Origin of the sequence: Pseudomonas sivasensis (assembly GCF_021391435.1) — a bacterium.
Taxonomy (GTDB): Bacteria; Pseudomonadota; Gammaproteobacteria; order Pseudomonadales; family Pseudomonadaceae; genus Aquipseudomonas; species Aquipseudomonas sivasensis.
This window is the reverse complement of record NZ_CP090029.1, coordinates 3,241,383-3,265,583: the sequence shown is the minus strand read 5'-3', so window position 1 is coordinate 3,265,583 and position 24,201 is coordinate 3,241,383. Positions and strand designations below refer to the sequence as shown.

The 24,201-nt window shown below is 60.1% G+C and carries 20 protein-coding genes; 12 read left to right on the top strand and 8 right to left on the bottom strand.

Annotated elements, in window-relative coordinates:
* Positions 1 to 120: 120 nt before the first annotated feature.
* Genes LRO94_RS14655 through LRO94_RS14625 form a run of 7 tightly spaced genes read left to right on the top strand, consistent with a single transcriptional unit; the run spans position 121 to position 6,415 of the window.
* A complete protein-coding gene (locus LRO94_RS14655; RefSeq protein ID WP_032887326.1) occupies positions 121 to 798 on the top strand; it encodes a thermostable hemolysin in 678 nt (225 codons plus the stop codon).
* Positions 788 to 2,269: an AMP-binding protein gene (locus tag LRO94_RS14650; protein WP_179178978.1), complete on the top strand. Its 1,482-nt coding sequence runs from the start codon at positions 788 to 790 to the stop codon at positions 2,267 to 2,269. The genes LRO94_RS14655 and LRO94_RS14650 overlap by 11 nt, the downstream gene beginning before the upstream one ends.
* The gene (locus LRO94_RS14645) at positions 2,266 to 2,940 is read left to right on the top strand and encodes a TenA family transcriptional regulator (RefSeq protein ID WP_032887331.1); all 675 of its coding nucleotides are present in this window, start codon (positions 2,266 to 2,268) and stop codon (positions 2,938 to 2,940) included. Before LRO94_RS14650 ends, LRO94_RS14645 begins: the two co-directional genes overlap by 4 nt.
* A complete protein-coding gene (locus LRO94_RS14640; protein ID WP_032887333.1) occupies positions 2,927 to 3,736 on the top strand; it encodes an SDR family oxidoreductase in 810 nt (269 codons plus the stop codon). Before LRO94_RS14645 ends, LRO94_RS14640 begins: the two co-directional genes overlap by 14 nt.
* Entirely contained in the window at positions 3,733 to 4,377 is a 645-nt protein-coding gene (locus LRO94_RS14635; RefSeq protein WP_122765144.1) for a tetratricopeptide repeat protein, read from the top strand. Before LRO94_RS14640 ends, LRO94_RS14635 begins: the two co-directional genes overlap by 4 nt.
* A gap of 11 nt (positions 4,378 to 4,388) precedes the next feature.
* Positions 4,389 to 5,051, top strand: coding sequence for a response regulator (locus LRO94_RS14630; RefSeq protein WP_032887337.1), 663 nt, complete (start codon positions 4,389 to 4,391; stop codon positions 5,049 to 5,051).
* Complete coding sequence (locus LRO94_RS14625; RefSeq protein WP_095184774.1) at positions 5,048 to 6,415, top strand: sensor histidine kinase; 1,368 nt, start codon at positions 5,048 to 5,050, stop codon at positions 6,413 to 6,415. Before LRO94_RS14630 ends, LRO94_RS14625 begins: the two co-directional genes overlap by 4 nt.
* A 104-nt stretch (positions 6,416 to 6,519) precedes the next feature.
* Here LRO94_RS14625 and LRO94_RS14620 read toward each other — a convergent pair whose 3' ends face one another.
* From LRO94_RS14620 to LRO94_RS14610, 3 genes are read right to left on the bottom strand one after another with little or no spacing between them, the layout of a single operon-like run.
* On the bottom strand, positions 6,520 to 7,158 hold the full coding sequence (locus LRO94_RS14620; protein ID WP_179178979.1) for a dTMP kinase: 639 nt from the start codon (positions 7,156 to 7,158) through the stop codon (positions 6,520 to 6,522).
* A 10-nt stretch (positions 7,159 to 7,168) separates the two neighbouring features.
* Positions 7,169 to 8,548 (bottom strand): LLM class flavin-dependent oxidoreductase, encoded by a 1,380-nt coding sequence (locus LRO94_RS14615; RefSeq protein ID WP_179178980.1) that lies wholly within the window; start codon positions 8,546 to 8,548, stop codon positions 7,169 to 7,171.
* A gap of 23 nt (positions 8,549 to 8,571) precedes the next feature.
* On the bottom strand, positions 8,572 to 9,528 hold the full coding sequence (locus LRO94_RS14610) for an ABC transporter substrate-binding protein (protein WP_179178981.1): 957 nt from the start codon (positions 9,526 to 9,528) through the stop codon (positions 8,572 to 8,574).
* Between the two features lie 299 nt (positions 9,529 to 9,827).
* Here LRO94_RS14610 and LRO94_RS14605 point away from each other — a divergent pair, with 299 nt between their 5' ends.
* On the top strand, positions 9,828 to 10,697 hold the full coding sequence (locus LRO94_RS14605; RefSeq protein WP_032887345.1) for an isocitrate lyase/PEP mutase family protein: 870 nt from the start codon (positions 9,828 to 9,830) through the stop codon (positions 10,695 to 10,697).
* A gap of 10 nt (positions 10,698 to 10,707) precedes the next feature.
* On the opposite strand, the gene LRO94_RS14600 is transcribed toward LRO94_RS14605, so the two are convergent.
* Positions 10,708 to 11,811 carry an aryl-sulfate sulfotransferase gene (locus tag LRO94_RS14600; protein WP_179178982.1) on the bottom strand — a complete coding sequence of 368 codons (1,104 nt, stop codon included), beginning with the start codon at positions 11,809 to 11,811 and terminating at the stop codon, positions 10,708 to 10,710.
* A 63-nt stretch (positions 11,812 to 11,874) separates the two neighbouring features.
* Positions 11,875 to 12,849 carry an ABC transporter substrate-binding protein gene (locus LRO94_RS14595; protein WP_179178983.1) on the bottom strand — a complete coding sequence of 325 codons (975 nt, stop codon included), beginning with the start codon at positions 12,847 to 12,849 and terminating at the stop codon, positions 11,875 to 11,877.
* 32 nt (positions 12,850 to 12,881) lie between these two features.
* Between LRO94_RS14595 and LRO94_RS14590 the strand changes: the two genes are divergently transcribed.
* Positions 12,882 to 13,991 (top strand): GlxA family transcriptional regulator, encoded by a 1,110-nt coding sequence (locus LRO94_RS14590; protein ID WP_122757309.1) that lies wholly within the window; start codon positions 12,882 to 12,884, stop codon positions 13,989 to 13,991.
* 184 nt (positions 13,992 to 14,175) lie between these two features.
* On the opposite strand, the gene LRO94_RS27935 is transcribed toward LRO94_RS14590, so the two are convergent.
* A complete protein-coding gene (locus LRO94_RS27935) occupies positions 14,176 to 15,531 on the bottom strand; it encodes a methyl-accepting chemotaxis protein (protein WP_095184780.1) in 1,356 nt (451 codons plus the stop codon).
* Between the two features lie 179 nt (positions 15,532 to 15,710).
* Here LRO94_RS27935 and LRO94_RS14575 point away from each other — a divergent pair, with 179 nt between their 5' ends.
* A complete protein-coding gene (locus LRO94_RS14575) occupies positions 15,711 to 16,091 on the top strand; it encodes a RidA family protein (RefSeq protein ID WP_032887358.1) in 381 nt (126 codons plus the stop codon).
* A 70-nt stretch (positions 16,092 to 16,161) separates the two neighbouring features.
* A complete protein-coding gene (locus LRO94_RS14570) occupies positions 16,162 to 18,141 on the top strand; it encodes a peptidase U32 family protein (RefSeq protein WP_032887361.1) in 1,980 nt (659 codons plus the stop codon).
* Here the strand turns inward: LRO94_RS14570 and LRO94_RS14565 are convergent.
* On the bottom strand, positions 18,119 to 19,024 hold the full coding sequence (locus tag LRO94_RS14565; RefSeq protein WP_179178984.1) for a DMT family transporter: 906 nt from the start codon (positions 19,022 to 19,024) through the stop codon (positions 18,119 to 18,121). The genes LRO94_RS14570 and LRO94_RS14565 overlap by 23 nt on opposite strands.
* A 109-nt stretch (positions 19,025 to 19,133) precedes the next feature.
* Here LRO94_RS14565 and LRO94_RS14560 point away from each other — a divergent pair, with 109 nt between their 5' ends.
* A complete protein-coding gene (locus LRO94_RS14560) occupies positions 19,134 to 19,568 on the top strand; it encodes an Lrp/AsnC family transcriptional regulator (protein ID WP_179178985.1) in 435 nt (144 codons plus the stop codon).
* Here LRO94_RS14560 and LRO94_RS14555 read toward each other — a convergent pair.
* Positions 19,565 to 24,160, bottom strand: a complete 4,596-nt coding sequence (locus LRO94_RS14555) for a hypothetical protein (protein ID WP_179178986.1) — start codon at positions 24,158 to 24,160, stop codon at positions 19,565 to 19,567. The genes LRO94_RS14560 and LRO94_RS14555 overlap by 4 nt on opposite strands.
* Positions 24,161 to 24,201: the final 41 nt, after the last annotated feature.

Below are 24,201 nucleotides of genomic sequence, written 5' to 3'. Positions count from 1 at the left end.
AGTGCCCATCAAGCCTTAAGGTAATCTGAAGGTGCGTTTGCATCGGCTTTTGCCACATTCAGACTTCGTTAAGAAATGCCCTCGATACTCTTCCCAAACCTACCGGGGAGACGTTGTCCAATGGCCGATTTCGACTGGCACATCGCATTACCACTCCACTTCGGCCAAGCCGGCTCTCCACCGCTGAGTATGGCTCGGGCCCTGCCCAGCGATGCGGCAAGGCCTCACTTCGAAACCTTTGTGCAGCAACGCTTTCGTCAGGCACACGGTGCTGACATTCGTCATTTCATGCCGCAACTGTTTGGCATGAGCGATGCGGCCGGAGAATTGTGCGCGGTCGCTGGCGTACGCCTGGCCAGCGAAGAACCCCTCTTTCTCGAACGCTATCTAGACGATTCGATTGATCCACTGATCGCCGCCGCTGCCGGCCGGCCGGTTGACCGCGCCTGCATCGTCGAGGTGGGCAACCTGGCTGCCAGTGACAACGGCAGCGCGCGTCTGAGCATCATCACCCTCACTTACATGCTGGCCCTGGGGGGGCTTGAGTGGGTGGCGTTCACGGGGAATATCGGGTTGGTCAACAGCTTCCATCGCCTCGGTTTAAAACCCGTGACGCTGTGCGCCGCCGACCCGGCGCGGCTCGGCGATGACCGCCACAGCTGGGGCAGTTATTACGAAAGCAAGCCCTGGGTGCATGTCGGCAATATCCGCGCGGGCTTTATCCATTTGCGCAACATCGGGTTATTCAATCGCCTGGGCTTGCCCACGTCACTCCTGGAGGCCACTCATGTCGCCTGAAGTCGAGCATTTCAAGAGAACCCTGCGCAGCCATGCTGAGCGCAACACAAACACCATTTCTTTATGGGGCGATGAGCTGAAGCTGGACTACGCCACGTTGTATGCCGAGATCGTGTATCGCCAGGAACGCCTGCGTGACGAGAGCGTCAAGGTGGTCGCGCTGGCTTTGGATAACGGCGTCGAGGCGCTGATATGGGATCTGGCCGCGCTGTTCGAAGGGCTGACGTGCCTAACGCTGCCACCGTTCTTCACGCCCTCCCAGCGCAAGCATTGCCTGGACCAAAGCCAAGCAGAACTGTTAATCGCAGAAGTCGAGTTGGAGTCTGAACTGCAAACAGCGGGTTTCGAGAAAACCGGCGAATTCTGGCGTAAGGCTGTTCACGGCCCATCGCTGATGCCTGAGGGCACCGCGAAACTGACGTTTACGTCGGGCACTACCGGCACCCCCAAAGGCGTGTGCCTCAGCGCCGAGAGCATTGTGTGCGTCGCGCGTGAGTTGTATGAGGCGAGCCGGCCCAACGATCCGCAGCACCACCTTGCGGTTCTACCCCTTGCGATCCTGTTGGAAAACATCGGCTGTTATGCCGCGCTGTACTCGGGCGCAACCCTGAGCCTGCCCAGTCAGGCAACCTTGGGTATTCAGGGCGCCAGCGGCGTTGATGTACCGCGACTGCTCGGCTGCCTGGCCTCTCGCGCCCCCGACAGCCTGATTCTCGTGCCACAGCTGCTGTTACTGCTGGTGGGTGCTGCCGAACAGAACGCCTTCAATCCAAAGACGCTGCATTTTGCAGCCGTGGGCGGCGCGCGCGTTTCACACGAACTTCTGGACCGTGCGCAACGCGTTGGTATGCCGGTTTACGAAGGTTACGGGCTGTCGGAATGCGCATCGGTGGTGTGCCTCAATCGCCCAGAGGCACGCCGCGCAGGCAGTGTCGGAAAACCGCTGCCGCACGTTGAGGTGCGTCTGGCCGAGGACGGCGAAGTACTGATTAAGGGCGCTACTTTGCTGGGTTATCTGGGCGAGCCGCCTCACACCCATGAATGGTGGTCCAGTGGCGACATCGGCGAATTTGACGATGAAGGTTTCCTCTACCTGAAGGGGCGCAAGAAACATCAATTCGTGACCAGTTTCGGGCGCAACGTGAACCCTGAATGGGTTGAGGCCGAACTGACACAGCGCCGCCACATCGCCCAAGCATTCGTGTATGGCGAAGCCATGCCAAGCAACCATGCATTGTTGTGGCCTCATCGACCCGATTGCACCGATGAGGCGTTGGCGGCGGCGGTTGCCGAGGCCAACGAGGCGTTGCCCCATTACGCCCAAGTCCATCACTGGACCCGCCTGCCCCACCCATTCACGCCCGCCAATGGCCTGCTGACCGCCAACGGCAGACCCCGCCGCGACGCCATTGTCGAGCTTTACCAGACACAACTGACTGCTCCCCTACGCACCGAGGAATCTGAATCATGAGTTTTTTTGACACGCTGCAACTGGCCACGCAAAAAGAACGGGCGGAATTGTTCAACCTTCCGGTCATTCGTGATGCCCTTGAGGGAAGGGTCAGCCTGGAAAGCTATCGGGCCTTTCTGACTCAGGCTTACTACCACGTACGCCACACCGTACCGTTGATGATGGCCTGTGGTGCACGCCTCCCGTCGCGCCTGGAGTGGCTGCGCAAAGCGGTCTGCGAATACATCGAAGACGAATACGGCCATGAACAATGGGTACTCAACGACATCCATGCCTGCGGCGGCGACAAGGACGCAGTGCGTGACGGGCGTCCGTCCTTGCCCATTGAGCTGATGATCAGCTTCCTCTATGACCTCATCGCCCGGGATAACCCAGTAGGCCTGTTCGGTATGGTCAACGTGCTTGAAGGTACCAGTATCGCTTTGGCGACCCATGCTGCAGGCGCTATTCGCGAACGCCTTGAGTTACCGGAAACGGCGTTCAGCTATCTCAGTTCCCATGGCTCGCTCGATATTGAACATATGCAAACTTATCGCCGATTGATGGACACACTGGACGACCCGAGCGATCAGGCTGCGGTTATACACGCCTCCAAGGTCGTCTACACCCTCTACACCGACATGTTTCGTGGCTTGCCGCGTGACGGGGAGCGTTTGCATGCGCCTGTCTGAGGCCCGTGCGGTATTGACCGGCGCCAGCGGCGGTATCGGTCTGGCGATCGCTCATGCCCTGTGCGCCAGCGGCGCCTCTGTGTTGGTGGTATCGAGGAACCGAGAGTCATTGGTGCCGTTGCTTGATCAGTATCCGAACCAGGTGTTGTGGGTGGGTGCCGACCTCACGTTTCTAGCAGATCGTCGTAAGGTGCTGGCGGCGGCCGAGGCCATGGGCGGGGTCAACTTGCTGATAAACGCTGCCGGGATCAACCACTTCGCCATGCTTGAGCAACTGGCGGACAGCGACATCAATGCAATGCTGGCGGTAAACATCAGCGCACCGATCTGCCTGACCAAAATCCTGCTGCCGCTGCTCAAGCAAGCCCCAAGCGCGATGGTCGTCAACGTTGGCTCCACGTATGGCTCTATCGGCTATCCCGGATATGCCAGCTATTGCGCGAGCAAGTTTGCGTTGCGTGGTTTTTCCGAAGCCTTGCGCCGAGAACTGGCAGACACCCGTGTTGGCGTTTTATACGTCGCGCCCCGGGCCACCCGCACCCCCATGAATAGTCCGGCTGCGCAGGCGTTGAATGATGCCCTCAAATCCAATGTCGACGACCCGGAAACCGTCGCATCCGCAGTGATCCGCGCAATTGCCGGCGACCACCGCGACTTGTACCTCGGATGGCAAGAGCGATTTTTTGTGCGCCTCAACAGCCTGCTGCCCAACTTGGTGGACCGAGGCTTGCGCAAACAGTTACCTCTGGTCCGTCGCCTCAGTGAAAAAAACGACAGTGAGCACCCTAAACCATGAAAAAAATTCTCTGTGGCCTGTTGCTCGGCGTTATGAGCCATAACGTCTGGGCCCTTGACGCTGCTGACCAGCAGCGCCTCGCTAATATTCAGCAAAGCTGGGCACATATCCAATACGAACTGCCCGCAGACCAGCGTACTGCTGCGTTTGAACAGCTCGCCACGCAGGCCGACGCCTTTACTCAGGAACGCCAGTCAGTCGCCGAGGCATGGATATGGTCCGGCATTGTCACCAGCAGTTGGGCCGGCGCCCAGGGTGGGCTCGGTGCCCTGAGCAAGGTCAAGCTGGCAAAGGCCGATCTTGAAAAAGCCATCGCCCTGGACCCCAAAGCCTTGCAAGGCTCGGCTTATACCAGCCTTGCTGCGTTGTACGATCGCGTGCCGGGCTGGCCCATTGGGTTCGGCGACTCGGACAAAGCAGAGGTGTTACTCAAGCAAGCCTTGCAACTGAACCCGAACGGCATCGATAGTCTGTACTTCTGGGGTGATCACCTCTACCGTCAAAAGCGCTATACCGACGCCCACGCAGCACTGCAAAAAGCACTGCTGGCCGCCCCAAGGCCAGGCCGCGAAACCGCTGACGCTGGACGGCGCAAGGAAATCGAAGCGTTGCTGCAGGATATAACCAAGAAACTCGGCTGACAGGAGTCCGTGTGCGCATATTATTGATCGAGGATGACGTCGCTCTGGGCGAGGGTATTCACCAGGCGCTGGTACGAGAAAGCTATACCGTCGACTGGTTACAGGATGGCAGTAGCGCCTTGCATGCTCTGCTCAGTGAAACGTTTGATCTGGCCGTACTCGACCTTGGCTTGCCGCGCATGGATGGACTCGAAGTGCTGCGTCGCTTGCGTGACAGTGGCTCCAATCTGCCGGTGTTGATCCTGACCGCTCGGGACGCCACAGAGGACCGCATCGCAGGGCTCGACGCCGGTGCCGACGACTATTTGATCAAACCGTTCGACCTGGCAGAACTCAAGGCACGCCTCAGGGCGTTGCTGCGACGCAGTGCGGGCCGCGCCCAGGTGTTGATTGAGCACGCAGGCATCAGCCTGAACCCGGGAACTCAACAAGTCAGCTATCAGGGCGAAGCGGTCGCCCTGACCCCCAAGGAGTATCAGTTACTCCATGAGTTGCTTTCCCCGCCGGGTCGGGTGATGACGCGCGACCAACTGATGCAGTTACTCTACGGCTGGAACGAAGAGGCAGAAAGCAACACGCTGGAGGTGCATATCCATCACTTGCGCAAGAAGTTTTCGAGCCAGCTGATCCGTACGATCCGTGGGGTCGGTTACCTGGTGGAAGAACGCCCATGACGTCTATTCGGCGACGCACGCTCAGGTTGATTCTGGGTCTGTTGTTCCTCGGGCTGTTGCTCATGACCGTTGTCAATCTCCACGACAGCAATCATGAAATCGACGAGGTATACGATGCTCAGCTGGCACAGAACGCACGTCTGCTGCAGGGCGTGATGCGCATGCCAATGGCGAGCAACGAGCACGCAAAGCTGTATGAGGCGTTCAACCAGGCATTGGGGCTCGCCGCGCCCAGAGTGGATGGCCACCCGTATGAAAGCAAAATCGCTTTTCAGGTGTGGAACGCGGATGGCACGTTGCTGGTGCACACCTCCAGTGCGCCGTCCTTTAGTTCGCCTCCGGTCAAACCGGGTTTCAGTGACATCACGGATATCAACAACCGAACCTGGCGCGCATTTGTGTTGGATGATGCCCAATACAATCTGAAAATTTGGGTGGGAGAGCGTGACGATGTGCGTGCCGACCTGGTGGATCGCATCGTCCGCCATACGGTTTTACCTAACTTGATAGGTAGCCTGCTGCTTGCCGCAGTGATCTGGTTGGCCATTGGCTGGGGGCTCAAACCGTTGAGCAATATGGCTGAAACCTTGCGAGCGAGGCATTCAGGTTCTCTCGAACCCTTGCAGTTGAATCCGCTGCCTACTGAGCTGGAGCCCATGCAGGCCGCCCTGAATCGTGTGCTGGCACAGATCCAAGAGGTGATGGGCCGTGAGCGACGCTTTATCGCGGATGCCGCCCATGAAATGCGCACACCGCTCGCCGTGCTCAAGGTCCACGCAGAAAACCTCGTGGAGGCCGTCAGTGAGGAAGATCGGCGCGAATCCCTCAATTACCTGATCGTAGGTGTGGACCGCACCACGCGCCTGGTCAATCAACTCCTGACCATGGCCCGTATCGAGCCGCAACCCCAAACCCATGAGGCGCAGAGCATCGATCTAGTGGCGACGATTCGGGGCGGTCTGGTGCAAATGACACCCTGGCTGCTGAGCAAGGGGCTTGAACTCGTGTTCGAACCCATGGAAGAGGTCTGCCTTGTTAAGGTCGATGCAGCCGTCATACATATTGCCTTGAACAACTTGGTCACCAATGCCGCCAACTTTTCCCCTCCCCAGGGAGTGATTACCGTGCGGTTGATGAAAAACCAGGATCACTACGAATTATGTGTTGAGGACGAGGGGCCAGGCATCGATGAAGCAGAATGTGATCGACTTTTTGAGCGGTTCTACAGTCGTGGAAATGATCAAGGCGCTGGGCTGGGGCTGACCATCGTCCGGTCCATCGCAAGTCGTTTGGGAGGGAGCGTGCGTTTAGAAAACCGTGAATGCGGAGGATTGCGCGCAACATTCGAGATCTTGAGGTTCTAAAAATCCATGGCATTCGAAGTAGCCGGACAGCGCATTTTTTAAAGGCTGTTGCTGGATGCCTGAGGGAATCGTCACTGTCTGGCTGATATCCGATAGCGAGTGCCTTAACCCTGATTTGTTAGAGGCGAAACATCACGAAGGACTCTTTGGATATGAGCAACCACCTGCATGGTTGCCTCTTCGATCGTTCCTTCATTGCGGCAGAGCACCCAGCCATGATCGGCAGCCGCCTGCTCAAACGCCTCGGTGCTAGCAACATGTTCTTCCAGCGCATGCATGACCGTACTGCTCAACCCGCGCGTTCGTGCTGCCGCTCGCGCCCATGAAATCTCAGGCGCGGTGACAACCCCAACGTGCAGGTCTGGCACTTGCACGTTGCGGTCACGGTTCAGCTGGAGAATCTCTGCAAACGGCACCAGCCGGCGAAACGCCGCTTCTGACGGGTACCAGCGATCCATCAGGATGATGCTGCCCGGCGGCTGTTCCGGCAGCACCTGTTGGGAAATCCACCGGCGGCTATCAGCAAAGCGCTCGCACACCGTCAGCTCCAACTCCCTGCTGGGGTTTCTGACGAATTGATTAACCAGGGCCATGGTTTCAGCCCTGTAGGGATCGCTTTTTTTCTCGCTCAGTCGGATCACTGTGTGGTTGTCGACCCTCAGGGCTTTCGTCACGGCCTCCAACAGTGTGGTCTTGCCGACGCCCTTGGGACCATCCAGAGAAACAAACAACGCACGCTTCATTTTTCACATATCAACGGGTAACGGATGACCACTCTAACCCGGTTGCTGGGTCCACCGTAAACGTCGACCCGCGACGCTCAAACCGGGGGATCTCCAATCCCAGGCTTTCACGCAAGGTTGTCCCTTCATACGCGGTGCGGTAGACACCACGCGCCTGCAACAACGGTATGACTTCCTGGGTGAAACGATGGAATTGCTCGGGGTGCCCGATGTAGATATTGAACCCATCCACGGCCCGCGCCTCGAACCATTCGGTCATTTTCTGCGCGACGGTTTCAGCCGTACCCACAAATGCACCGGGACGCACTTGTCGGCCGAACTCTACGGCCTGGCGCAGCGTGAAGCCTTTCTCGCGCGCTTGGTCTGCAATGCGTTTGGCAGCGGTAAAGAAGCTGCTGCGCGCAGCCTCCAGGCTTTGCTGGGGAAACGGTGCATCGAGGTCGTACTGGCTGAAATCATGCCAGCCGAAATTGCGCCCGAACTCCTTCAGGGCGAGCTCAAAGCTGTGATCGGTCTGATGATAGTGCTGCTCGATTTCCCGAGCGTGCTCGTCAGTGTCGCCAACATAAATTTCAGCGCCCGGCATGACCAGCAATTGCTCCGGGTCGCGCCCCTGTTGCGCCGCCCTACCCTTTATATCCTGATAAAAAGCCTGGCCCTGCTCGATACTGGCGGCATGGGTGAAGATCACATCCGCCGTCGCAGCCCCCAGGTCGCGCCCCTGCTGCGAATCACCGGCCTGGAAGATCACCGGTTGGCCTTGCGCTGAACGTTGGATATTCAACGGGCCGACCACCGAAAAGTGTTCGCCCTGGTGATTCAGGCTATGCAGTTTGCTCGGATCGAGAAACTGGCCGGTCGCCCGGTCCCGCACGAATGCATCGTCCTCGTAGGAGTTCCACAACCCCTGCACCACCTGGACGTGTTCAGCCGCGCGGCCGTAGCGTGTGTCGTAGTCGTAATGTTCGTCGCGGCTGTAATTGCCCGCCGTGCCGGCGTCGCCGCTGGTGACCACATTCCAACCCGCACGGCCTTTGCTGATCAGGTCCAGTGACGCCAGGCGCCGCGCGACGTTATACGGCGAGTTATAAGAGGTAGTCAGCGTGCCCACCAGGCCAATGTGTCGAGTGCTCACGGCGAGCGCCGATAACAGCGTCAGCGGTTCCAGTCGATTCAGGTAATGGGACGGTGAGCCCGGCGTAATGAACTGGCTGTCGACGATAAATATCAAGTCGAACAGCGCCGCCTCGGCTTGGCGCGCGATGTCGATATACCAGTCGACGTTGACGCTCGCATCGACCGGCAATTGAGGGTCGAGCCACAGGTTGTGTCGGCCTGGACCGCCGCTGCCCATGGTCAAGGCACCCAGTTTGAGCTGTCGTTTGGTCATTTGCAGAGGATTCCTTGAGGCGTTCACGGCTGTTTAGTAGCGACGGCGGGCTGTAAAGACGCCGCGAACGAGTCATCAAACAAGCTGGCAGCCGGAAAAGACTTGACCAGCCCCTGGCCGGCAAAAAAGTCCACGGTCTTTTGCGCTTCGACGGGAGATTGGACCGTTACGGGCTCGACGGTGGTGCGCGCGCGGGCAAACCAGGCACGGGCGATTTCAGCATCCGCGCGGGTACGTTTGGCCCACGCGTCGGCATAGGCGTCTGTGTTGGCCGGCGCCTGGCGAGCCCAGTCGCGTGCTTTCTTCAGGCGCTGGAGAAAATCACTGATGGGCGCCCGTTTGGCGTCCACAGCACTGGCGTTGGCGGCAATGAAACTCTGGGCTGGAATCAGCCCTTGCGCCGTGGCCAGCACCCGCGCGCCTTGACGTTCCTGCTGTGTCACATAGGGTTCCCAGGTCGCGATGACGTCAACCGAGCCGCCTTCCAGCGCATGGGAGGCATCCAACGCGCTCAGGTAACGCAACTCCAGGGCGTCGCGCTGCACGCCGGCTTTGTCCAGCGCCGTCAGCAACAACTGCTGACTCCAGGAGCCTTTCCAGATGGCCGCGCGCTTGCCTGCAAGGTCCGCGAGACTCTTGATCGGCGAATCCTTCGCAACCAGAATCGCCACGCCATCGAGATTTTGCCGACTGACGGCAATCACCTTGATCGGCGCGCCCAATGCGCCCAGGAACAACACAGGCGCATCCCCCAGCAGGCCGATGTCGAGGCTGCCGACGTTGAGCGCTTCGGCAACCGGAGACCCGGCGGTGAATTGCTTCCATTCAAGGGTATAGGGAAGATCGTCCAGCACCCCCGCCGCTTCCATGACGGCTTGGGCGTTGTAGCTTTGGTCGCCGACCACCAGCGTTTGCGCGTTCGCGGTCAGGCTCAGCAGTGCGGCGGCTAACCCGGCCGCCAGTTTTGAAAGGTAACGCACGTTCGTCTCCAGATGCCTTGTCAGGCAGATCAAGTCGATCCGCGCGTGCGGTCTCGGTAGTGTTCACAGGAATAATCTGCCTCATACGATGAGGCCCATCCAGCCACCTGTAAAATACTGATAACGCATAACGTAATTCTATAATAATGCCACCTACGCATTTTAATGCCAGCGTGCAACATCTGTTTGGCGCATACCCCATGCTCAAACGTCATAATCCCCGGCCTGCCTGCATGGTAATCTCGCGCGACCACGAATAGACATATGTCGTCACATGACGATCAGAGCCAGGAAAGAACATGCCCAAAAAATCTCACTCGACGCTGCGCCGTGACTTCCGCGAATTGCTTGCCAAGCCGAGCTGCGTTGAAACTGCTTCCGTATTTGACCCCATGTCCGCCCGTATCGCGGCGGACCTGGGGTTTGAGGTGGGTATCCTGGGAGGGTCAGTCGCGTCGTTGCAGGTATTGGCGGCGCCCGATTTTGCGTTGATCACGCTGAGTGAGTTCGTTGAGCAGGCCACGCGCATTGGGCGTGTCGCTCAACTGCCGTTTATCGCCGACGCCGACCACGGTTACGGCAATGCCCTCAACGTGATGCGCACCGTCGAAGAGCTTGAGCGCGCCGGCGTGGCCGCATTAACGATTGAAGACACCCTGCTGCCGGCGCAATTCGGGCGCAAATCCACCGACCTGATTTCCATCGAGGAAGGCATTGGCAAAGTCCGCGCCGCCCTGGAAGCCCGTGTCGATCCTGAACTCTCAATCATCGCTCGGACCAATGCGGGTGTGTTGCCCACCGAAGCGGTGATCGAGCGCACCCTGGCCTATCAAAAAGCCGGTGCGGATGGGATCTGCATGGTGGGCGTGAGTGACTTCGAGCATCTGGAAAAAATCGCAGAAAACCTCACCGTTCCACTGATGCTGGTGACCTACGGCAATCCCAAGCTCAACGACGCCCAGCGCCTCGCGAGCCTGGGCGTGCGCGTGGTGGTTGCCGGGCATGGCGCCTATTTCGCGGCGATCAAAGCCACTTACGACAGCTTGCGTGCCCAGCGCCAATTAACCCATAGCACCTCTAATCTCAGCGCGACCGAACTGACGCACACTTACACGCTCCCGGAAAACTACGTGGCGTGGGCTGAAGAGTTCATGGACGTCAAAGAGTAATCCTCTCCCCTCACAGCCAGGCAATGTCCTCGCGCTGGTAACGGTGCGCACGGAAGATCGCGTTGTTTTCTCCCGGCAGGTAACGCCGGGAGGCTGCATCGGGATAGGCGGCGAAGTGCGGATTGATGTACTCCCACACCACTTCGCCGGCTGGCGTGACTTCGAACAGACGGCCAAAGTTGGCTTCGGTCACCAGCGTGTTGCCATTGTGCAGACGCTGGGCGCCGCCCATGAATGGCGTGAAGAAGGCATAACCCGGCGTGTCCGCGTACTGCCATTCGATACGCTGTGTGTGCGGGTCGATCTCCAGGATGCGCGAGTGCGGCATGCTCACATGTGGGCGTGAAATGCCGTTGTCGAACACCAGCACATTGCCGTTTTCCAGCTCAGTCGAGCAATGCTGTTGCGCGACCAGATCGTGCCCCAGGCGCCACAACACTTCGCCACTGCCACGCTGGATTGCAATCACCGAAGAGACACTGCGCAAACTGAGAATGACCTTACCGTCACTGCCCGGCGAGACCGCGTTGGTCATCGGCCAGTGGTAACGCTCGAATGTGTCGTGCAGCGGGTAATCCTCGGGCCGCAAATGCTCCCAACTGCGCCACTCCCAGACCACCTGCCCTTGGCGGTCAACCTCCTTGACCACGTCCGCATAAATCACGCCACCCGCCGCCTCGCTGCCGGGAATGCCGCCGACCACTCGGCTGGCCAACTCCGCACTCAAGGGCTCCACCGTGGTGTACAGCAGGTGGCCGTTGTCCAGCCATTGAGCGTCGTGATGGTGCAGCAAATCGGTGTATTCCCACACCACCTCGCCTTGGGGGGTGACCTCGCTGAAGGCACCGCCGTGCCACACCGACCAACCGGGAAACAGCTCCGGGGAATCCGGGTGATTGCCGTTGTAGCCCAGGTTGCCGTTGCCCAGGATCACAGCGTCGCGGCCGGGGCGCTGAGGGAGCTTCCAGCGGTGCACGACCTCGCCGTCGATGTCGATCAGGAACACATTGCCCTCGGCGGTTTGCGGTGCGAACAAGGTGTAGCCACCCGCGCTGCGGGCGTGGTCGACAGTGATAAGGCCGGTCTTCTGGCGTTTGAGGGTGGTGCTGTGCATGAGATTTCTCCGGGTGCAGGAATCCCTGCCGAGGCTACGTCGACAAGGTCAGAAATAAGCGAATCAGTGGGGGGGCGGTAAAAGGCTGTTGAAGCGCGGGTCGAAGATTTGCCCGACGTCCAGCGCACGGGGGATCACCCGCTCGGCGGCGAACAGGTCCGCCAGACGCTGTTGCAAGGCGATGACGGCAGGATCAATCGGCACGTACTGCAAGGTTTGATGGGCGAGCATGTCGCGCACCAGAGCGATTGGCAGCCGCGTGGTCTGGGCAAACACCTCGGCCCAGGCATCCGGATGCGCCGTGGCCCAGGCTTGGGCGCGGGCGAGCCTGGCCAGCAAGTCACCGGCCTGCGCCGTACGCTCAGGGTCGGCCAGAGCCTTGAGGCTGGCCACCGTAAAATTCTGCCCGGTTTCCGGCCATTCGCTGCCGTCCAGCAGTACCCGCGCGCCTCGCGAAGTGGCTTGGCCAACAAAGGGATACCACACTGCCCAGGCATCGAGCCGGCCACTGGCAAAGGCGTTTTGTGCATCGACGGGGCTGGCATAGATCATGTTCAGGTCCCGCGTTGTGAGCCCGGCCTGATGCAGCGCTGCCAGGAGCAGGTAATGCCCGCTGGTGCCTTTGGCGACGGCGACCCGTTTGCCCTTGAGATCGGCGACTCGCTGGACAGTGGTCCCCTCAGGTAACACCAGCGCGTTATTGTTCTGCGCCCCGCTCGCCACGCCAATGATGCGGACATCAAAACCGCCAGCCTGGGCAAAAACCGGCGGCGCGTTGCCGACCACACCCAGGTCGATGGCTCCGGCGCTCAGGGCTTCCAGCAGCGTGGTACCTGCGGTGAATGGATGCCACACCAACGTTCCCGACAGCCCCGCATCCTCCCCCGCCGCGTGCAGCATGGCTTGGGTCAAACCGCTTTGGTCACCCACATGCAGCGCAGCCGACACCGGTTGCGCGATCAACAACGCAGCCCAGCACACCAGCCCGACCAAGCGTTGTCGTACAGCGTACTTGGCAGCACCCGGTTTTAACGTCATTGTCTTTCCCTCATTTTTGCGTTGAATCCAGTATGTCGAGGCTCGCCGTGCCGCTCCATGCCAAACACCCCTCCTTTACTGCCACGTCGGGCATCGCTGTGCGTACGGTGGTGGTGCTAGCGTTCGATGACTTGCTGCTGCTCAACGCCGCTGGACCGCTGGAGGTGTTTGCCGCGATTCCACGCCTGCTGGGCGGCGCGTTTGCCACACAGGCGCCGTATCGGTTGCTGCTTGCCTCACCGTTTGGAGGCCAGGTCAGCTCGGTGTCGGGGATCAGCGCCAGCACCCAGTCACTGGAACAAATTGATCAACAAGCGCCCGACATTGATACGCTGATCGTCGCGGGCGGCCCCGGCATGGACGCCCTGGAAGCCAACGAGCATGCCTGCGCCTGGCTGCGCGGCCGCGCCCCGGCGATCCGTCGCCTCTGTTCAATCGGCACCGGCGCCTTCGCATTGGCCGCCGCCGGTTTGCTCGATGGGCGCAACGTAGTGACCCACTGGAAGTTCGCCGAAGCATTGCAGGCGCGTTACCCCAAGGTCATCTGCCAGACCGACGCGTTGTACCTGCATGACCGCAACCTGTGGACGTGCGGCGGCGCCACCGCAGGCATCGACTTGGCGTTGGGACTGGTCGAGCAGGATCTGGGGGCCGACGCGGCGCTGTCATTGGCGCGCTATTTCACCGTGTTCCTGTGGCGCTCGGCCGAGCAACCGCAGTTGAGCGCTTCGCTCAAAGCCCAGTCCACCGCTCTGCGCACTGATCCCGATGTACGCCTGGCGCGCTTGCATGCGTGGATTGCGGGCAACTTGAACGGTGATCTACGCGTGGAGCGCTTGGCCGAGCAATTCGGCATGAGCCCGCGTCACTTTGCGCGAGCCTATGTCGCCGCCACGGGCGATACGCCCGCACAGGCGGTGGAGAGTTTGCGCTTGGAAGCCGCCTGCCGGGTGTTGGCCACCACGAGTGAACCCATCAAGCGGATCGCGCAAACGGTTGGTTTCGGCCGTGAAGAGCGCATGCGGCGTGCCTTCCAAAAACAACTGGGCACCAGCCCGCTGGGTTATCGCAACCAAATGAAGGCAGCAACCCGCCAGGCACCGTTTCCGATGGGGATCGCGCTGCAGGGTTTGGCGCATTGAGTTCAGCTAAGCCCAGCGCTCAAGGACGCCCCCACAAAAAAATCCGCCGTAAAACGTGAGCGCTGGCTTGCCCGCGATAGCGGCCGTTCGGTGTACCTATCCACTATCTAGGTAACGGCGGCTCACTTTTGGAAAAGAGCCCCCAAAAGCAAGCCTGATACCAAGATCAACAGCAAGCCAGCGATTAGCCAACCCAACCTATGGCAGTCTTGGGAATCACCTCCGACTCATCCAGCTTCGACGCAAACATACTCACCGCCTGCACCGCATCGCTGGTGCTGGTGCGAATCTGCAAGATCACCGAACCCGCCTGGTCCGCCAACTGGACGCCGCGTTGTGCGCCTTCCTGGGTGGCGTTCATGCTGGTCACCGCGTCGCGGGTTTCCGAGAGGATCATGCCGATCATCTCGGCGATTTCCGCTGTGGAGCGACTGGTACGCCCGGCCAGTTGCCTGACCTCATCGGCCACCACCGCAAAGCCACGGCCTTGGTCGCCGGCCCTTGCGGCCTCGATGGCGGCGTTGAGCGCCAGCAGGTTGGTCTGGTCGGCGATGCCGCGAATGGTGTTGACGATGGCGGTAATTTGCTCGGAACGATCGCCCAACTGCCCGACCAGGCGCGCGGATGAGCCGATGTTTTCGGCAATCCGGCGCATCTCCGTGGCGGTTTCCTGGATAACCTGGGTGCCGTGCTCGGCAAACCGTTCGGTCTCGGACGAGATGTGGTAAGCACGGGAGGCGCCACGGGAGTCTTCTTCGAACTTCTCTACACGTTCGGTGATGTCGCTGGCGAACTTGACGATCTTGATCAGCTTGCCGTCGCCGTCGTAGACCGGGTTGTAACTCGCTTCGAGCCACACGACCCGGCCATGTTTACCAAGGCGTTTGAATTGCCCGGTGAAGAATTCGCCATTGTTCAAGCGCCGCCAAAAGTCCGCGTACTCATGGCTGTTGATCAGGGCCGGTTCGCAAAACAGGCGGTGGTGTTTGCCTTTAAGCTCGGCCAACGAATACCCCATGACGTTCTGGAAGTTGTCGTTGGCGTCCAGTACCTGCCCGTTCAAATCGAATTCGATAACGGCCATTGCCCGGTCCAACGCCGTCAGTTTGCTGCGCGTAGCGGCTTCCTGTTCAACCTTGGCAGTGACGTCCAACGCGTACTTGACCACTTTCAACACCTGGCCACGCTCATCCAGCACCGGGTTGTAGCTGGCCTCAAGCCAGATAGTCCTGCCTTGGGAGTCCACCCGCTTAAACGTACCTGACACGAACTTTCCGGCCTTGAGGTCAGCCCAGAACTGGCCATAGGCCGAGCTGCTGGTCAGCGCTGGCAAGCAGAAATCACGATGGGATTTGCCGAGCAGTTGCTCACGGCTGTAACCCAGCGTCCTCAGGAAGTTGTCGTTAGCACTCAACACCTTGCCATTGAGGTCAAATTCGACCACGGCCATGGAGCGTTCGAGTGCAGTAAACAGTCCTTTGTATTCGGTGACTTCGGCCGTCCTGGCCGCCAGTTCTGTTTTAACTGCTTTATTGAACATGACGTACCCTCAACCGTGCGAAGAAGCTGTCTGTAACTGGCTATCGGCGGCTGAATACGCGACTTTACGCGGTTTTAATGTTTATTTTCTGGCGTCAAAAAGCCGCGCATTGCGGTTTGCCCGCGCGGCTGTTTTCGGGGACCATGGGCGCCTTTGCAACCTGCCAACGAGAGGCGCCCATGGCCAACCACGACCTGTCCTACACCCCCGATCCTGATGCTGACTCCATCTCATCCGACGTAATTGGCTTCAACGGTATCCTGGTCTCCACCCAGATCCCGACCCGCGCCGACGGCAGCCTGGAGCTGGGCGATATCTCCCTGCAATGCGAATGCACCCTGCAAGCGCTGAAAGTCGCGCTGGAAAAGGCCGGCAGCTCCATGGATCGGGTAATGCACCTGACCATTTATCTGACGGATATGGCCGATCGTGCGGCCTTTAATGAAGTCTACAAACGCTTCTTTGCCAAGCCCTGGCCCGTGCGTGCGGCGGTTGGCGTTGCTGCATTGGCGGTAGAAGGCATGCGCGTGGAAGTGACCGCGATGGCCGCCCAGGCCTGAGTTGATGCCGGTCAGGCATTTCACAGCTACAATGCGCGCCTCAACCGTGACAAGCCTGACTAAAAAAACTATGTCCATGCCCAAGCATCACCTGGAATTGCTCAGCCCTGCCCGCGATGTCGCCATCGCGCGGGAGGCGATCCTGCATGGCGCCGACGCCATCTACATCGGCGGCCCAAGTTTCGGCGCCCGTCATAACGCGTGTAATGACGTGAGCGATATCGCTCAGTTGGTAGAGTTCGCCCACCGTTACCATGCGCGTGTCTTCACCACGATCAACACGATCTTGCATGACAACGAACTGGAACCCGCGCGCAAGCTGATCCATCAGCTCTACGACGCCGGTGTTGACGCGTTGATCGTGCAAGACCTGGGTGTGATGGAGCTGGATATTCCGCCCATCGAGCTGCACGCCAGCACCCAAACCGATATCCGCACCCTGGCCCGCGCGAAGTTTCTCGACCAGGCCGGTTTCTCGCAGTTGGTCTTGGCCCGTGAGCTGAACCTGCAAGAAATCCGCGCCATCGCCGACGAGACTGATGCCGCCATCGAGTTCTTTATCCATGGCGCCCTGTGCGTGGCGTTCTCCGGGCAGTGCAACATCTCCCACGCGCAAAATGGCCGCAGCGCCAACCGTGGCGATTGCTCCCAGGCTTGCCGCCTGCCGTACACCTTGAAAGACGATCAGGGCCGCGTCGTGGCCTTTGAAAAGCACCTGCTGTCGATGAAAGACAACAACCAGAGCGCCAACATCCGCGCCCTCGTCGAAGCCGGTGTGCGTTCGTTCAAGATCGAAGGCCGCTACAAGGACATGGGCTATGTGAAGAACATCACCGCCTATTACCGCCAGCGCCTCGACGACGTGCTTGAAGACCGCACAGACCTGGCCCGCGCTTCCAGCGGCCGCACCGTGCACTTTTTCCTGCCTGACCCGGAAAAAACCTTCCACCGTGGCAGCACCGACTATTTCGTCAGCGACCGCAAGATCGACATCGGCGCCTTCGACACGCCGACCTTCACCGGCCTGCCGGTCGGTACGGTGGAAAAAGCCGGCAAGCGCGATCTGCAAGTGGTCACCCATGAGCCGTTGTCCAACGGTGACGGGCTGAACGTGCTGGTCAAACGCGAAGTGGTGGGTTTTCGCGCCAACATCGCCGAACCCAAGGGCGAGTTCGAGGAAGACGGCCAGAAGCGCTATCGCTACCGCGTCGAGCCGAACGAAATGCCGGCCGGTCTGCACCAGTTGCGCCCGCACCATCCGCTGAACCGCAACCTGGACCATAACTGGCAACAAGCGCTGCTCAAGACCTCGGCGGAGCGCCGTATCGGCCTGTCGTGGGTCGCGCGCCTGCGTGAAGACCAGCTGGAAATCACAGCTACCAGTGAAGAAGGCATCAGCGCCAGCGTCACCCTGCCCGGCCCGTTCGGCGCGGCCAACAAGCCGGAGCAGGCGCTGGATACCCTGCGCGACCTGCTTGGCCAACTCGGGACTACCGAGTATCACGCGACGAATATCGAGCTGGACGCGCCACAGGCGTTCTTCGTCCCCAACTCGCAGCTCAAGGCATTGCGCCGCGAAGTGATCGAAACGCTGACTGCGGCCCGTGTCGCGGCTCACCCCCGTGGTGGACGCAAGGCCGAGACCACGCCGCCGCCGGTTTACCCGGAAGCGCACCTGTCGTTCCTGGCTAACGTCTACAACCAAAAGGCCCGCGACTTCTATCATCGTCACGGCGTCCAGATGATCGACGCTGCCTTTGAAGCCCATGAAGAAACCGGCGAAGTACCGGTGATGATCACCAAGCACTGCCTGCGCTTCTCGTTCAACCTCTGCCCTAAACAGGCCAAGGGTGTGACGGGCGTGAAAACCAAGGTCGCGCCGATGCAATTGATCCATGGCGACGAAGTGCTGACGCTGAAGTTCGACTGCAAACCGTGCGAGATGCATGTGGTGGGCAAGATCAAGGGGCATATCCTTGGCTTGCCGCAGCCGGGCAGCGTGGTGGAGCATTTCAACCCGGATAAGATCATCTTTCAGGGCACGCACTAACCCTGCGGGAGCGGGGCCACCACCAGCCCCGCTGCAACCCGGCAGCCGCCAGCAGAATAGCCGCCACCCCCAGCCATTGCAGCCAACCCAGGCGGTGGCCAAAGGCAATCCAATCGACGACGATCGCCGCTATCGGGTAGATAAACGACAGCGCGCCGGTGATGGCCGTCGGCAGTTTCTGGATCGCCCCGTACAGCAACACATACATCAACCCGGTATGCACAACGCCCAGGGCCACCAATGCCGACCAGGCATTACTCGCCTGCGGCAGGCTATTCCAAGGCACCAGCGGCGCCAGTAGTAGCGCACCGGTAATCACTTGGATCAACGCCATCAAATGCGGCGGTACGTCCTTCAAGCGCTTGATGATCAATGCCGCTATGGCATACAAAAACGCTGCGCCCAACGCCAGGACGATTCCCGTCAAATAGTCCCCGCCACCGCTCTGCTGCTCGCCATGGGCAGTGACAATCGCCAGCATCCCCATAAACGCCACACTCAGCCAGGCCAGTTTCTGTAAGGTGATTTTTTCACCGAGAAACAGCGCCGCCAGCATGACCAACAGAAACGGCTGAACGTTGTACACCGCCGTACTGATGGCGATGGATGCGCGGGAATAGGATTCAAATAACAGTAACCAATTACCGACGATGGCCACGCCGCTGAGCATCGCCAGCCCGAGCCGGGCCCAACTGAGCAGGTCCAGGCGCAGATAACCCAGCACCGCGCAGACCAGCAGTAACGTGAGCCCACCGATCACACAGCGCCAGAACACCACCTCAATCACCGACACGCCCGACACCAGCACAAACCAGCCAATGGTGCCCGAGATGAGCATGGCGGCGACCATTTCCCAAGAACCGCGACGGATCGATGTATCCATGATTGGAGCTCCTCAAGTGAGGCTCAATTATGGCAATCTGCGCGTGATCGGCTCCAGCGACTAAAAAAGGCAAACACCGGAAATCACCTTTTCTTATTAGGCGAACACCATGATTGACACCATCGACCAGCAACTGATCGCCGCCTTGATGGACGACTCGCGTTTGTCGCTCAAGGCCCTGGCGGGTATTACCGGGCTGTCCTCGCCCAGCGTTGGCGAACGCTTGCGTCGCCTGGAAGAACGCGGCGTGCTGACCCACTACACCGTGGACATTGACCCCAAGCATTTTGGCTATTTGCTACAAGCCATCGTGCGCATCCGTCCTCTGCCCGGCCAGTTGCAGGAAGTGGAACGCCAGATCCAGGCGATCCCCGAGTTCACCGAGTGCGACAAGGTGACGGGCGAAGACTGCTTTATCGCCCGTCTGCATGTACGCACCATGGACCATCTCGACACCCTCCTTGACCGCCTCAACGTCTATGCCGAAACCAACACGGCCATCGTCAAGAAAACCCCGGTAAAGCGGCGTTTACCGCCCCTCTAGGGTGCGCAGGGCGCCAGCCGTCGCCAAGGTTTGGCGCTGCCTGTGATGACCCAGTTCAAATCCGGCCGTTGGTTTTGCGTCCAGTGCGCCACCTCATAGTTGTAGCGGTCATACGAGACTTTCTCGTTGTTGACCGAATAGGCTTTGCTCGCCACCCACGGCGGCGCGCAATCCCCGGCTTGCTCCGGTGGGCTGATAATCACCGAATGACTGGCGCTGGCCGTGCGGTTGGCGGCGTCGGTGACAGTCAGCCCGATGCTTCGCGCGCCCGCAGTGGTGGGCGCGGTGAACGTTGGGCTGACTGTCACCGAAGCGGCCGGGGTAAAGCCCTCTGCCTGCCATGCGTAGCGTAACGAGAGCCCACTTGAGCCGGTCGCCGACAACGCCAGGGGTTTTCCCGCTTCGACCGTGGTAGGCCCACTGATCTGGGCGACGGGCCTGGCGGACGGTACGACGCTCACCGTCTTGCGCAGGTTCAGGCTGGCGTTCTTGCTGTCTGTGACGGTCAATGACACCGTGGCCGGGGTCACCACGCTGACCTGGGCCGCACGCAGTGTCAGCGACGGGCCATCGACCAGCGTACCCTCCAGTGGCGGCGAAATGGACCACGCGTACTTCAGTTCGCCGCCCGGCGGGTTCGAGGCGGCGTCGGTGGTGAACAGGATGGATGCACCGGTTTCTACGTCGTCCGCGCTGATGATTTTACCCACTGGCGGTAGCGGATCAGGCTCTGGATCAGGCTCAGAGCCGCTGGCCTTGACCAACACCGCGACGGCTTTTTTGACACTGTTGCGGGCCGCGTCAGAAACCGTCACCGCCACGGTGACCACTTGATCGGTGGTCACTTGCGGCACGGTCCAGGTCTGATCGGCGCTGTTGGGCGTGGCGCCGATCAATGAGCCTTTGACCCACGCGTAGTTCAAGGGATTGCCAACGGGCGAGGTAAACGCGGCCTGGTAACGAATGCTTTGGCCACTTACGACTTCCAGAGGGCCGTTCAGTTGACCTTGGGGTGGATTGGCGCCGGACGGCTCTCCAACAACCACGCGAGGCGTGTTGTAAATCACCGATCGAAGGCCGCCGTCGCTGACCGTGGCCTGAACCACCAACCCACCGTTATTACTCGACTTGACCGCCTTCACTCGGGCCATGGGCTGCTTGGGGTCGGCATCCAACAATTCGAAGCTGGCGGTGTTCACCCACCAGCGATAGCTCAGATCCCGGTCTTCAGGGTTATCAATGATCACCCGGGGCTCGAAGATGTCCCCCACGTTGACATGGTTAGGCAAGATCATGCGCCCGATCAAAGGAGGATATTCATACGCCTTGATCTGGATGGTTTTGTTCGGCAGCGATGCGAAGCCCACACCATCTCGGACCAACACCCTGACGTAACCATTCTTGTTAGCCATCAACTTAGGCGCCTTGAGGGTGATCTCCCGCTGATCGCTAGGGCCTATTACCGTCAAGGCGCCTTCGGGCGGCGATGTTACGGTCCATACGTAGGTCAGTTCACGATTGTGCGGGTTGCCGATTTCGACGTGCTGGGTGAAGGCCTGATCGCTCGGAACTTGCGTTTCGCCGACGATGGTTCCCCCGACCAACTGGGTATCTTTTTTGACGATTACGTTTTTGTGCAAATTCAGCGTTGCGCCGTTGCTGTCGCGTACGTCCAGGGCCAACTCAAGCGTCGTGTCAGCCGCGACCGGCGGTGCCGTGAGGGTCACGCTCGCGGTATTGCCCACCTGGCCCGTAAACCCAGGTGGGATCCGCCAGTCATACATCAAGGGCAAGTTGCCGGGGGAGTTGACCAAGGCCGTAAAGGTCGCGGTGGTTTTTTCCACCACCTCCGCCGGAGCGTTCAGCTCGCCTTCGGGCCCGCCTTGTCCCTGGCTGCGCACCACGACCACATGCTCTTCACGGGCCTGGAGCTGCCCGTCATCGACCCGAAGGGCCAAGGTGTACGGCGTCGGCGTGGTCACCGTCGGCGCGTTGAATTGCAGCCGCGCACCGTCGGTGTGTGCGCTGAGTTCGGGCGGTGCTTCCCACGTGTAAATCAGCGGGTTGGCGCCTGGGTTGATGGAACTCGAACCCGCGCCGTCCAGTTGCACGCTGTCACCACTGCTGGCCTCGGTGGGCCCGCTGATTACAATCATCGGCGGCATGGGCGGTGCGGTACCGGGCTGCCCTTCGCTGTCCATCACGTGGCCGACCACTTTCAAGGTGTCCGCGCCCGCATGGGCCAGCAGCAAACTGGCGTCCTGGGCAACGTTGCCGAAGCGGGTGTAAGTGACGGAGTTGGTCGGGATTTTTGTTTTGGTGATCAGACTCCCCCCCACGTTGGCCAGGAAATTACCGTAATCCACCGACGGGTTTACGGTGAAGTCGCTTGCAAGGGACAGCCCCACGGCCCCTTGGTAGTCAATGAACGCTTCCTTGAGACGGACCCAGGGCGTGCTGTCGTCGACACAGGCTTGCAACGTCACTGGCTGATCATTGCCGTTGTTGCGCACACACAGCTCCGGGGTATCCATGGCGTGCAGGCGTCCACTGCCATCGAGCAACCAGCGCGCCGCATTGGGCTCATGGCAAGCCTCCTGCGCCACCAACCTGAGGGGGTTGGCCGCGTCCTTGACCACGCAGTTTTTGGATTCGAACTCGATCGGGCGCAGGCGCCCCGCCGCTGCCGGCACGGGCCAGTCCATGCGTAGTTGCGCCAACAAATTGTGCAGCTGTTGCTGCAAGCCAACAGTCACCGGCGCGTCGCGGTTGACCCTTGTCCAGTGGTCCACCGCCGCCAGACGCTGCTGCAAAGTCCTTGCGTCGTCACAGGTCTTGAACAGCCGCCAGTTCATCGGCGCGACCAATCCGCTCCAGACGGCCGGTGCACGTCGCGCAGAACTACCGCTCGCAGGCACGATGAGACGGTACAGATTGCCTTGGTAGCTCACCGGCTGGCCGGGCACGGAATACACCTGCGCGGGGTCCCATGGCGCCACGTTTTCGCAAGCGTCCCCGAGGGTGCGCGGATACACGCGTACGCTGGCCACGGTGGTGTCCACGGCCCCCGTGGCATTCCTGACGGTGAGGCGAAAGCGATAGTCGGTGGGCACCTGGACTTCAGGGAAATGTGCAACGGCCATGTCCGACTGGCTGTTGTCGATCACAGCCGCCGGGGCACCTTCAAGCTGCGACCATTCGAATTGCAGCGCGTCCACGCCAGGATTGCGTGACGCCTTGGCATTGAGCGTGGCGCGCTCACCGGAAAACGGCAGGTCTTTTTGCCCCAACTCCACGAAGCCACTGGCGATGGGCGCCCCTGTTGGATCGGGAGGTGGGAAAAAGCCGGCGATTACCGAATGCCAGTTGTTGATGGAACGTACATTGTCATTCACGCCCTCCACCCCGGCGGGTAATCCCTGGTACGTCAATTGCGGATTGGAATAGACACCAATACGTACCGAGGACGGTGTGGCACCGCCGCAATACCCCATGAGGGTGTGCCAGTAAGGCAAGACGCTACGCTGGCAATAACCACGGGAATACGGATAGGGCGTCCCGGCATCTTCATGGTGTGCGCCCAATAAATGACCGACTTCATGGGCGTAGGTCTGGGCGCTGTGCATGGTCGCGTAGGCATGGCTCTGTCTCAGCGATGTAGGCCCTGCGGTGGACGCGAGGCCGCCATCGGTATCCAGCATTGCGATGACCACATGGGCCTTTAGTTGGGTGCGAATATCACTGCTTAACGTCCCGACCGGGCTCAGCAACCGATTCATGCAGGGCAAATCGCCCAGGCATTGCTTGGATGGCTGGTTGTAGTCGATGTGCGCCACACCTGCATTTTCAAACACCCCGGTCACCCCACTGAGCTGGGCCACCGTCTTGAAATACTCGAAGTGCTTGATGCCTTGTGCGACGGGATCAACCAACGCATCGCGAACATCGTTGCTATAGACCGTCAGGACACGTATCGGCTGCTGCACCGTGTCGCCGTTGCGCGCAACTGCCTGCACATCGCGTGCGTTCAGGGTGTCGACAAGTGGGGGGTCAGGAAGGTCGGCGTCTTGCCTGCGCGAGACGGCAACCTGGCCATTCTCCATGGGTAAAATTTCATAACTGACCCCGTCCACGATAACGGTGCCGGTGACACGCTCATCATGGGCCACCAGGATCGCCAGGTTCTTGGGGTCTATGGCCAGGTCATGGGACAGGTCAGTACCGGGAGAGATGTAACGACGCCCGGATGCGGAAGGTTGCACCTCACCCACCCACACCGTGGCACCGGACTGCTGGGAAACTCGAAGTTTCTTGACCCTGACCGTCACGCTCCGGTCCAACGGAATGTCCAGCCACTGCTGTGTATCAAGCAACAATTTTGCGTTACCACGGCCCAGGCTGGCGGGCTGGCCCAGCACGGTTTTCGGGGCACCACTGTCAAGGATGATCAGGGAGGGAGCATCGTCAGCCCGGGCGGTGCCGGTCGCAACAGTCACCCACACAAAGGCAATTAATACCAAGGCAGGTAATGCAAGGCGAAGCGCCCCTTTCTGCCACGTTGCAAGGGTGGAAGGATTTTTTTCGGAGCGCATCGTGCTTCTCCCTGAGTAGTCAATTACCCAGTTGCAGCAGC